Source organism: Proteus sp. G4415 (assembly GCF_963896075.1).
Classification (GTDB): Bacteria; Pseudomonadota; Gammaproteobacteria; order Enterobacterales; family Enterobacteriaceae; genus Proteus; species Proteus mirabilis.
The window spans coordinates 1-11,206 of record NZ_CAWQOK010000123.1; the positions used below are offsets into that span (position 1 = coordinate 1).

The following is an 11,206-nucleotide window of genomic DNA, read 5'->3' on the forward strand; positions in this document are numbered from 1 at the left end:
ATATTTTTCTTTGCATTAATAATATGGTAAGAAGTTTATCAATATATCGATTATAAGGATGATGTCGATTTACATGAAAAATTAGCTGAATGGAAGGCTTTTTATAATTGTCATCGCCCTCACTCAGTGCATGCTGGTAAAACACCGTATGAAGTGTTAAAAAATAAGCTTAGTCTTTAAGACTAAACGTCAGCCGAGGTTCTGAGTGATACAAGTGGACCATCTCTCTGGAAACCTGACGATTTCCCTCTAATCGAACTATCCGGAATTTCCGGATGGTTGCGTTTTGAGCAAGTTCCCCTTCAGAGAAAATATTAACAAGGTGCTCGTTAATTGTACGAACGTCTTTTCCATACAGCTCAGCAATTGATGATTGAGATAACCACAGAGTATCAGACTCAAAGCGGCATTCGACGCGAGTTTGACCATCTTCACTGCGGAACAAAACAAATTCACCCTGTGGTGCTTCAGGAAGATTATCACTCATTACATGGCCTCCACTCTCTATACGTTATGCATAAACTGTGAACAACAATATAGCATATTTAACAAAAAAATAAGGCCACCAGCAAATAGATAGCAAGCACATTATTTTATGAAAAAACAATGTAATACGATCCCCTATACTATCCATCTTTCTGAATAATATTCGTACATTTTTCAGTCATCACCCATAGCGCCTTATTCAATTTACTATCACTATCAATACCATTCACCGAACATGTACGAGTATGCTTACTTTTCACATTTCTGCCTAATAGCACTCCTGTGAGTCAATTCTCTTGCAAACGTTTTAACATTCGTTGAACTAAAAATAGCTTAATAACTGATCATTAAGGGATTGATTGAGTTTTGGGAGGTGTATTGAACTTAAGTGGCGGAAGATCACAGGAGTCGAACCTGCCAAGGACCGCTGGCGGCCCCATCTGGATTTGAAGTCCAGCCGCCCCACCGGGGACGATGATCTTCCATATAGGATTATTTGTATGAAATAACGTGATGATTATACGCTGAAATAAAATCATTCCCAAGTGCACTAAATCAATAAAACCTCTTTCAAAGAAAATAATCCCGCTTTTGAGTAAAAAAACTGATAATTAACGCGATACTATTGAACTTATGCACTTTCATCCTCATCTTATTACCTATGACGAATAAACTCAGTGATGTATGCCATGTCACTGTAAACCCAGATACAGGATGTTTTTTATGTCAAATCCATTACTTAGCACAACGGGATTACCTGCATTTTCCCAGATAGAACCAAAACACGTTGTACCTGCCATTAAAGAAGTTTTAGCTAATTATCGTGCAACCGTAGAAAAACTTCTCGCTGACAACACCGCTTTTAGTTGGGATAATCTTTGCCAACCGTTAGCCGAAGCGGGTGATAAACTTTCTCGTGTTTGGTCTCCTGTTAGCCATTTAAACTCCGTTAAAAATAGCGCTGAATTACGCGAAGCTTACGAGCAAAGCTTACCTTTACTGTCTGAGTTCAGTACTTGGATGGGTCAGCACGAAGGATTATATCAAGCCTATAAATCTATCAAAGAAAGCGCTGATTTTGCCTTACTGACTCAACCACAAAAAAAAGCCGTTGAGAATGCATTACGTGACTTTGAATTATCCGGTATCGGTTTACCAAAAGAGAAACAACAGCGTTTTGGTGAAATCAGTGCACGCCTATCAGAACTGAGCGCCAAATTTGGTAATAATGTGTTAGATGCGACCATGGGGTGGTCTAAACTTATCACCGATGAAAGTGAACTTGCTGGTATGCCACAAAGCGCCATTGATGCAGCCAAAGCAATGGCACAAGCAAAAGAGCAACAAGGTTATCTATTAACGCTCGATATGCCAAGCTATCTACCTGTTATGACCTATGCTGATAATCGTGAGCTTAGAAAAGAGATGAGTATTGCTTATAGCACTCGAGCCTCTGATCAAGGCCCTAATGCAGGTCAATGGGATAATAGTGAAGTGATGGCGGAAATTTTAGCATTACGCCATGAGTTAGCTCAGTTGCTCGGCTTTAAAAATTATGCCGAAAAATCACTTGCCACTAAGATGGCAGAATCGCCAGAACAAGTACTTAATTTCTTAACTGATTTAGCCTCTCGAGCTCATCCTCAAGGCGAAAAAGAGCTGGCTGAATTAACGCACTTTGCCAAAACACATTATGGTGTGGAGAAATTAGAGCCTTGGGATCTGGCTTACTACAGCGAAAAACAAAAACAACATCTATTCTCCATTGATGACGAACAGTTACGTCCTTACTTCCCAGAGCACCGTGCATTAAGTGGCTTATTCGAAGTGGTTCACCGTATCTATGGTTTAACGGCTAAAGAGCGTCATGATATCGACACTTGGCACGATGATGTACGTTTCTTTGAATTATATGATGAAAGCAACACATTGCGCGGTAGCTTCTATCTTGATTTATACGCTCGTGAACATAAACGCGGTGGTGCTTGGATGGATGATTGCATTGGTAGAATGCGTCATGCTGATGGCACACTACAAAATCCTGTCGCCTATCTTACCTGCAACTTTAATAAACCAGTAGGTGATAAACCCGCACTCTTTACCCATAACGAAGTAACCACGCTATTCCATGAGTTTGGTCATGGTTTACACCACATGCTAACGCAAATTGATACCGCTGATGTATCAGGTATTAATGGCGTACCATGGGATGCGGTTGAGTTACCAAGCCAATTTATGGAAAACTGGTGCTGGGAGCCAGAAGCGTTAGCCTTTATTTCTGGCCATTATGAAACTGGCGAGCCATTACCACAGGCTATGCTTGATAATATGCTCAAAGCAAAAAATTATCAGTCTGCGATGTTTGTATTACGCCAACTAGAATTTGGTCTGTTTGATTTCCGCCTACACGCTGAATATGATCCGGCTAAAGGTGCTCGTATCATGGAAATACTAAATAGCGTAAAAGAGAAAGTCTCGGTAGTACCTGCAACACCTTGGGCGCGATTCCCTCATGCCTTTAGCCATATTTTTGCCGGTGGTTATGCAGCAGGTTATTACAGCTATTTATGGGCTGATGTACTGGCTGCTGATGCCTTCTCTCGCTTCTCTGAAGAGGGCATTTTTAATCGCCAAACAGGTCAATCATTCCTTGATAATATTTTAACCCGTGGTGGTTCAGAAGAGCCAATGGAGCTGTTCAAACGCTTCCGTGGTCGTGAGCCGAAACTTGATGCTATGCTCAAAGGCTACGGCATTAAAGGATGATATGTGAATATCTGTTTACTTTGTGAAGAAGGCGCTGATAACAGCGCCTTATCTGCTTTAGCGCAACGTTGGGGATTAATTCACGACGCCACACAAACTATGGCGTTAGTCTTAACGCCCACTCACCTTGAATTGCGTAAACAAGATGAGCCTAAACTTGGTGGGATCTACGTGGATTTTGTCGCGGGTACTATGGCTCATCGTCGTAAATTTGGCGGTGGTCGTGGTGAAGCGGTAGCAAAAGCAGTAGGTATTAAAAAGGATTATCTACCCGATGTGGTTGATGCAACAGCAGGATTAGGCCGTGATGCCTTTGTATTAGCCTCTATTGGTTGTAACGTAAGAATGGTTGAACGTCATCCTGTGGTGGCTGCATTACTTGAAGATGGCTTGAAACGCGCTTATCTCGATGCGGATATTGGTGAGTGGATGCAACAGCGTATGAAGCTCATTTATGCTTCATCTGCACAGGCACTCACGCAAATTAGCCCTACACCTGATGTAGTCTATCTTGATCCTATGTATCCCCATAAAACCAAAAGCGCATTAGTGAAAAAAGAGATGCGGGTATTCCAATCTCTTGTCGGTGCGGATGAAGATGCTGATGCACTATTAGCACCAGCCATGGCACTGGCTAAAAAACGAGTGGTTGTTAAGCGTCCTGATTATGCTGAGCCGTTAAACAATCAACCCGCACATGCAAGTGTCACCACCAAAAATCACCGTTTTGATATTTATCCTTGTATCTAGCCATAGATAACCCATAGAGGGGCGTGTCTCCCCCTCTTTTCCCGTAACTTTTTAATTATAATATCGCTATCTATTGAATAGTATATCCACCATCAATCACCAGATTATGGCCATTGATCATATCCGCTGCACCGCTTGCTAAAAATACAGCTGCGGCAGCAATCTCTTCTGGCTCAGCAAATCGCCTTGCCGGTATTTGCGCTTTCATCTGTTCACCTTTTTCACCTTCCCAAGCCTTTTTACCTAAATCGGTCATCACAATAGTAGGGGATATCGCATTGATTTGTAGGCCTTTGGGTCCCCACTCTAGCGCCATCACCTTTGTCATATTGATAATAGCGGCTTTACTTGCACAATAGGCAATATGTTCTGGTAAAGCGATAATACCTGCTTGAGAGGCGAGGTTAATTATCTTACCTTGCCCGCGTTGTAGCATATGCTGCCCCACTTGCTGACACAGTAAAAAAGTCCCCGTTAAATTAACTGATAAGGTTTTATTCCAATCTTCAAGAGATAACGATTCGGCGGGAGCTAAAGCGACAATACCTGCACAATTAACAAGAATATCAATGCGATCGAATTCTTCAATGACTGAATGTACCGCTTGTTTTACGGACTCTTCACTTGAAACATCACACCAGATCCCCACCGCACTATTTAAACGATGCGCCACTTGCTCAACCTGCTCTGATCTATCCAACAAAGCGACTTTAGCCCCTTTTTCGATAAACATCTGTGCGATAGATAAGCCAATTCCAGCCGCACCACCAGTAATAACAGCCACTTTATTCGAGAGAGTAAAATCAATTTGCGTAGCCATATAACCTCCAGCTTAAAAATAAATAGTCACTCTTTTAAGCATAGCAGATGAAAATTAGGCCTAAGAGGGAAGAGAAAATGATTGAAACGGTCAGAGCGAGCGCTATGCACTCGCACTAACTTAAAAAATTACAGCACGCCTTGCGCTAACATTGCATCAGCAACTTTAACAAAACCTGCAATATTAGCCCCTTGAATATAATTAGTTTGTTTACCTTCACCGCCATAGTTTACACAAGCGTGATGAATATCCAGCATAATATGATGTAAGCGAGCATCAACTTTCTCAGCTTTCCAACTCAAGCGTGCTGCGTTTTGCGCCATTTCTAATCCCGAAGTTGCTACCCCTCCAGCGTTAGCGGCTTTACCCGGTGCAAACAAGACTCCCGCCTCAATAAAAGCATCGGTTGCCGCAATGGTCGTTGGCATATTTGCGCCTTCGGCAACAGCTTTAACACCGTTTTTAATTAACACTTTTGCGGCGTCTAAATCTAATTCATTTTGTGTAGCACAAGGTAGTGCAATATCAACAGCGACAGCCCAAGGCTGTTGCCCTTCAAGATAAGTTAAACCAAACTCTTTGGCGTACTCTTCAATACGACCATAATTATTTTTAATTTCAGTTAAGCGAGCCAGTTTTTCGGTTGTAAATCCAGCTTCATCCACCACGGTTCCGCCAGAATCTGAAGCGGTGACCACTTTCGCACCCAGCTCAAGGCATTTTTCAATGGTGAATTGTGCCACATTGCCAGCACCAGAAACGGCTACACGCATTCCCTCAAGGGACATGCCGTGACGTTTAAGCATTGCGTTAGTAAAATAGACTAAACCGTACCCTGTGGCTTCTGGGCGGATCAAACTGCCACCAAATGATAAACCTTTACCCGTAAAGACACATTCATTGCTATTCGAGAGCTTTTTCATCATTCCGGCCATAAAGCCAACTTCCCTTGCCCCCACACCAATATCTCCCGCGGGGACATCAGTATCAGCCCCTAAATGACGATAGAGCTCAGTCATTAACGCCTGACAAAAACGCATTACCTCTGCGTGGCTTCTCCCCTTGGGATTAAAATCAGATCCCCCTTTAGCGCCTCCCATCGGCAGTGTTGTCAGTGCATTTTTAAAGGTTTGTTCAAAACCTAAAAATTTTAAAATAGAGAGGTTTACTGATGGATGAAAACGCATTCCACCTTTGTAGGGACCAATAGCAGAGTTAAATTGTACTCGCCATGCGCGATTAACTTGAACTTGTCCTTTATCATCTAACCAACAGACGCGAAACTGAATAATACGTTCAGGCTCAACTAAGCGCTCAAGTAATGATTGTTCACGATATTGTGGATTTTTCTCTAAAAAAGGCCACAGAGTGGTAAAAACTTCACGTACCGCCTGATGGTATTCAGGTTGATGAGCGTTATATTTTTCTACCTCTTCTAAAAACGAAGATAATGAGCCAGATCTATTCATTCAGCTATTCCTTTTTATGTAATGTGATGTTGGCATAACCTCATTTATTCGGAATATTTTTGGGATTTATGTGAGGTTGATATTGTTTTGCCTATTGAATATATCATTAAAATGTATTCCTACTTCAAGACATTTTTTTTACAATTAGACAAAAAAAAAAGCTTGACCTCACTAAAGGCTAATAAAATCAGGATTTTTGGACAAAAAAATACCTGCATAAGCAGGCATTTTTTTTGCTTAAATAATCAGTTGATTACTCTTCATCATCTTTCAGAGGAACAATTAACATATCAACATGAACGGTATTAATTAGTTGACGTGCTGATGACATCAATTTGCTCCAGAAATCTTGGTGATGACCACAAACCACTAAGTCCATATCGTATTTTTTAATCGCATCAACAAGAACTTGGCCTAAATCCCCGCTACCACTGAGTGTTTCTTGGATCTCATAACCTGAGTTATCAGAGAGATCTTTTAGTGCATTACGTGTTTCATCAGTGATGCGTTGTTGCATATCACCAAGGTTAACATCAATTAAACCGGTATACAGATCAGAGTAGTTAACATCAACGTGAATTAAGGAAACTTTGGCATTATAGGGTTTTGCCATAGATACAGCTTTCTGCACCAAGACGTTGCTCTCAGGGGATAAATCAACTGCAACTAGAATATGCTTATAAGCCATCGTAAACTCCTTCCATAAGCTGATTAATCGGTCGGAAAGGCTATTACGCCTATATCCTTTACATTAAATATAACGTTTTATGATGAAAGTTAGATGTTGCCTTGATCACAACTTAGTGCAAATACCATCAAAGAAAGCATCTATCGGTAACAACAATATACACCATTTTAAATAAGTGAGGAGTCGTTCTTCGACAATATCCACATATTAATGTGAATAATGCACAAGGCACAATAAAAACACCCTATTAGAGTTATTTTTTAATCATTTTTTTGAAAAAGCGAACAACTTGAACAACTCGCTTTTATTTCTTGCTTAATATCACCTAGACTTAAATAAGAGAAAAATTAACCTTTCCATGTAAATGCAAAAGGTTTTCTCATCTCAGAATCAGCTATTCTAGGGAGGGGATTATGTTTAGTGTCATTGTTATCTTTTGGGCGTTGTGTATTCTTTGTCTGATTAATATGATGCGTTATTTCTCATCAATTCGGGTATTACTCACCATATTGCGCCAATCTGATCCATTACTTTACCAATCTGTCGATGGGAATGGATTTTTCACTATGCATGGTCAATTTTCAAAACAGTTAAGACTTATTCGATATATAAATCAACGCCAATATACTAACCACCATGATCCTGAAGTGATTATGCGTTGTGAACGGATTTATCGACAATTCTACCTAGTAAGTCGCTTTTGTATTCTTGCTGTAGCAAGCTTGATCGCCATGATTATTTGGTAGGTTTTATAGGGATAAAAAAACGGTGACGAGTTAGTCACCGTTTCTCAATACTATTAGGATGCTTATTATTATCAGCTATTCACCAGCAGTGAAAGTGAAATCCAATAAAGCACACCGGATAAAGCAATACTCACTGGTAATGTTAAGATCCAGGCCAGCGCAATATTTTTCACGGTTTTGGTCTGCACCCCACCACCATCAACAATCATCGTACCTGCAACCGCAGATGATAACACTTGTGTTGTTGATACTGGCATACCTGTATAACTTGCTACACCGATAGAAACTGCAGCAGTTACCTGAGCAGAAACACCTTGCGCATAAGTCATACCTTTTTTACCAATCTTCTCACCGATAGTTACCGCAACGCGTTTCCAACCTACCATTGTCCCGATAGAAAGCGCTAAAGCCACAGAGATAATGATCCAAATTGGTGCATATTCCACTGTATTTAGCAGGTCACGACTCAATGTTTTTAAGAACCGTGCATCTTGGGCGCTAGTTTCTGGTAGTTTAGCAACTTCCGTAGCTGTATCAGCAATACACATCAGTAAGCGACGCATTTGAGCACGCTGGTCTGCACTCAGCTCATCATAAGAGCTAATACCAGACAACATTTGTTCTGTTTGATTGAGAACAATTGGCGTTCTTGCGCTATTACAATGAAAATCCGTGTCATTAGGATCAGCTTGTGCTGATACTACCGGGGTATTTTCAATCGCATGTTGTAGAGCTGGTTGATGCTTCTCATAATACTGTTGTAAGTGTACAACGGCATCATGAGTTTTAGTGATATCGTATCCGCTAGCATTCATATTGACGACAAACCCTGCAGGGGCGACACCAATTAAAACTAACATGATAAGACCAATACCTTTCTGACCATCATTCGCACCATGTGAGAAACTCACCCCTACCGCAGATAAAATCAGCGCGGTACGAGTCCAAAATGGTGGTTTGCGTTTACCATCTTTTTTCTCACGTTCGGCAGGGGTTAGGTGGATACGACGACGTTTTTTCGTGCCACTCCAATAGCGACGTAACAAGAAAATCATCGCGCCAGCAATCACCAAGCCAATAATTGGGGAAAGGATAAGAGAAAGGAAGATACTGATCATTTTAGGTATGTTTAATGCATCAACGATTGACGAGTCTGTCACGATAGCATTTGTTAAACCAATACCAATGATAGCACCTATCAGCGTATGTGAACTGGATGCTGGAATACCGAAATACCATGTACCTAAGTTCCAGATAATGGCAGCTAACAGCAACGAAAAAACCATGGCAAGGCCATGAGCCGAGCTCACATTTAGCAGAAGATCTGTCGGTAATAAGTGAACAATAGCGTAAGCCACGCTCAATCCACCGAGCAAAACTCCAAGGAAGTTAAATACACCCGCCATCACGACCGCAAATTGCGCACGCATAGCACGAGTATAAATAACAGTTGCTACCGCATTTGCGGTATCATGAAAGCCATTAATGGCTTCATAAAATAGCACGAAAATCAGTGCTAAAACCAACATTAAACCTGTATGAAATTCCAGGTCAGTAAACAAATGTAGCATAGACGTTAAGCCAGTTAGTTGGACATGAACGCGGCGCATTATCAGCGACAAATGCGAACGGTGGAAGCGAAATTTAACCTTTTTTTGATTTGATAACCAAGGAAAATGACGGGTTTTTAAGATAATTCCTTATATATCATTTAATTAATAAACATAAAAAAAAAGTAAATTTCTGATAAATTTTTTGCTTGCAAATACGAATTTAGGTGAAAAATACAGATTTCTCCATATAATTTTACAAAATACTCTGATTTTACACGAAGATCACTGATTAAGTAGTCAGAGACAACCAAGAACGAGACATCATTGTGGGATCATTCGATACAGTTATTATAGGTGCAGGGGCCGCTGGACTTTTTTGTGCTTCTTTAGCAGGACAAGCGGGATTATCTGTTTTAGTTTTAGATAATGGCAAAAAAGCCGGCAGAAAAATTTTAATGTCTGGTGGTGGACGTTGCAATTTTACCAATATGTATATCGAGCCATCAGCTTACTTATCCGATAATCCTCATTTTTGTAAGTCAGCACTTGCTCGCTATACACAATGGGATTTTATCGAGTTAGTACAAAAGCACCATATTGCTTACCACGAAAAGACGTTAGGGCAATTATTTTGTGATGATTCTGCCCAGCAAATTGTTGATTTATTACTCGCAGAATGCCATGAAGGAAAAGTAAGTATTCGCTTACGTAGTGAGGTGACTCAAATAGAGAAAACCGCCGAAGGCTTTACTCTTTTGGTAGGAGGGAAAACAATAACCGCCTCCTCTGTAGTGATTGCCAGCGGAGGACTTTCAATGCCCGGTTTAGGTGCCACCCCTTTTGGCTATAAAATTGCGCAACAATTTGGCCTTAATGTATTGCCCACTCGTGCAGGCTTAGTCCCTTTTACATTACACAAGCCACAACTTGAACAACTCAGCCCGCTCTCTGGTGTGGCGATCCCTGCTATTGTCACCGCTGAAAATGGCACCCAATTTAAAGAGAATATTCTTTTTACTCATCGTGGGCTTTCCGGTCCTGCTATTTTACAAATCTCTAGTTATTGGCATGCGGGAGAGAATGTGAGCATTAACTTACTTCCTGACACGGATTTGGAAGGCTATTTACAAGAAAAACGACAAGCACAGCCGAATCAATTATTAAAAAATACACTTTCTCGCCTACTACCGAAGCGTTTTATAGAGATAATGATTGAAAATAATCAACTGCCTGATACCTCACTGGCTCAACTTAGCAATGAACGTATTACACAAATAACGACGTTGCTACAAGCATGGCTTGTTTTACCTAATGGCACAGAAGGTTATCGCACTGCAGAAGTCACTCTAGGTGGTGTTGATACCCGTAATCTCTCCTCTAAAACGATGGAAGCGACAAAGATAACAGGTCTCTATTTTATTGGTGAAGTGGTTGATGTCACAGGTTGGTTAGGAGGATATAACTTCCAATGGGCATGGAGCTCTGCTTATGCCTGTGCCCAAGCATTGATCTCTCGACACATGACTAAGTAGACGCGTTATTTTTATAAATAACCACACAAAGTATAGGCTAACTTATTGGTTATAATGATTTTTTTAAAAACAAAATAAAATAACTCGTTAATCAGTGAGTTAACGAAATTGGCATTATTTTTTTCTGTTTTGATTAAAAAAAACACTTTACAAATGATAGTGAGAACCATTATCATTAAATCACTTTCAGATGCACCACCTTCAGGGTCATATGAAAGAACGACATTGCTCACATTGCTTCCAGTGTTTTACTTTAGCCAGCCGGGTGCTGGCTTTTTCTTTTTGTTAGAATGGACAAAATATCAACATCCATATAATAAATATATATATTTCAATAACTTTATGCTCATTATCTATGAATAGATATGATATTAAAAAATTTTAGAAACCAGTGAA

Annotated in this window: 8 protein-coding genes, 1 tRNA gene and 2 pseudogenes; 5 read left to right on the plus strand and 6 right to left on the minus strand. The window is 40.5% G+C overall.

Going from position 1 to position 11,206, the window contains the following annotated elements:
- Positions 1–30 precede the first annotated feature (30 nt).
- Positions 31–205: pseudogene (locus tag AACU95_RS13480) on the plus strand (IS481 family transposase); the annotation flags it as partial.
- Between the two features lie 9 nt (positions 206–214).
- Here AACU95_RS13480 and AACU95_RS13485 read toward each other — a convergent pair.
- A pseudogene (locus tag AACU95_RS13485) lies at positions 215–487 on the minus strand (hydroxyacid dehydrogenase); the annotation flags it as partial.
- 388 nt (positions 488–875) lie between these two features.
- A tRNA-Sec gene (locus tag AACU95_RS13490) sits at positions 876–970 on the minus strand.
- 239 nt (positions 971–1,209) lie between these two features.
- On the opposite strand from AACU95_RS13490, the gene prlC reads away from it, so the two are divergent.
- Positions 1,210–3,252, plus strand: a complete 2,043-nt coding sequence (prlC, locus tag AACU95_RS13495) for an oligopeptidase A (RefSeq protein WP_012368587.1) — start codon at positions 1,210–1,212, stop codon at positions 3,250–3,252.
- A 3-nt stretch (positions 3,253–3,255) separates the two neighbouring features.
- Positions 3,256–4,002, plus strand: coding sequence for a 16S rRNA (guanine(1516)-N(2))-methyltransferase RsmJ (rsmJ, locus tag AACU95_RS13500; RefSeq protein ID WP_012368588.1), 747 nt, complete (start codon positions 3,256–3,258; stop codon positions 4,000–4,002).
- Positions 4,003–4,072: 70 nt separating this feature from the next.
- Here rsmJ and AACU95_RS13505 read toward each other — a convergent pair whose 3' ends face one another.
- From AACU95_RS13505 to uspA, 3 genes are all read right to left on the minus strand, one after another.
- The gene (locus AACU95_RS13505; protein ID WP_004246663.1) at positions 4,073–4,822 is read right to left on the minus strand and encodes an SDR family oxidoreductase; all 750 of its coding nucleotides are present in this window, start codon (positions 4,820–4,822) and stop codon (positions 4,073–4,075) included.
- Positions 4,823–4,950: 128 nt separating this feature from the next.
- Positions 4,951–6,291 carry an NADP-specific glutamate dehydrogenase gene (gdhA, locus tag AACU95_RS13510; RefSeq protein WP_004246662.1) on the minus strand — a complete coding sequence of 447 codons (1,341 nt, stop codon included), beginning with the start codon at positions 6,289–6,291 and terminating at the stop codon, positions 4,951–4,953.
- Between the two features lie 253 nt (positions 6,292–6,544).
- Entirely contained in the window at positions 6,545–6,979 is a 435-nt protein-coding gene (gene uspA / locus AACU95_RS13515) for a universal stress protein UspA (RefSeq protein ID WP_004246661.1), read from the minus strand.
- Between the two features lie 413 nt (positions 6,980–7,392).
- Here uspA and uspB point away from each other — a divergent pair, with 413 nt between their 5' ends.
- Complete coding sequence (uspB, locus tag AACU95_RS13520; protein ID WP_004246660.1) at positions 7,393–7,725, plus strand: universal stress protein UspB; 333 nt, start codon at positions 7,393–7,395, stop codon at positions 7,723–7,725.
- Between the two features lie 71 nt (positions 7,726–7,796).
- Here uspB and pitA read toward each other — a convergent pair whose 3' ends face one another.
- Complete coding sequence (gene pitA, locus AACU95_RS13525) at positions 7,797–9,296, minus strand: inorganic phosphate transporter PitA (protein ID WP_004246659.1); 1,500 nt, start codon at positions 9,294–9,296, stop codon at positions 7,797–7,799.
- A gap of 308 nt (positions 9,297–9,604) precedes the next feature.
- Between pitA and AACU95_RS13530 the strand changes: the two genes are divergently transcribed.
- Positions 9,605–10,810 carry an NAD(P)/FAD-dependent oxidoreductase gene (locus tag AACU95_RS13530; protein ID WP_012368590.1) on the plus strand — a complete coding sequence of 402 codons (1,206 nt, stop codon included), beginning with the start codon at positions 9,605–9,607 and terminating at the stop codon, positions 10,808–10,810.
- Positions 10,811–11,206 lie beyond the last annotated feature (396 nt).

What these genes read in the sequence shown, in the direction of transcription:
- gdhA (WP_004246662.1), bottom strand. Translation starts at nt 6,291, where the DNA reads ATGAATAGATCTGGCTCATTATCTTCGTTTTTAGAAGAGGTAGAAAAA.
- AACU95_RS13505 (WP_004246663.1), bottom strand. Translation starts at nt 4,822, where the DNA reads ATGGCTACGCAAATTGATTTTACTCTCTCGAATAAAGTGGCTGTTATT.
- pitA (WP_004246659.1), bottom strand. Translation starts at nt 9,296, where the DNA reads ATGCTACATTTGTTTACTGACCTGGAATTTCATACAGGTTTAATGTTG.
- uspB (WP_004246660.1), top strand. Translation starts at nt 7,393, where the DNA reads ATGTTTAGTGTCATTGTTATCTTTTGGGCGTTGTGTATTCTTTGTCTG.
- uspA (WP_004246661.1), bottom strand. Translation starts at nt 6,979, where the DNA reads ATGGCTTATAAGCATATTCTAGTTGCAGTTGATTTATCCCCTGAGAGC.
- prlC (WP_012368587.1), top strand. Translation starts at nt 1,210, where the DNA reads ATGTCAAATCCATTACTTAGCACAACGGGATTACCTGCATTTTCCCAG.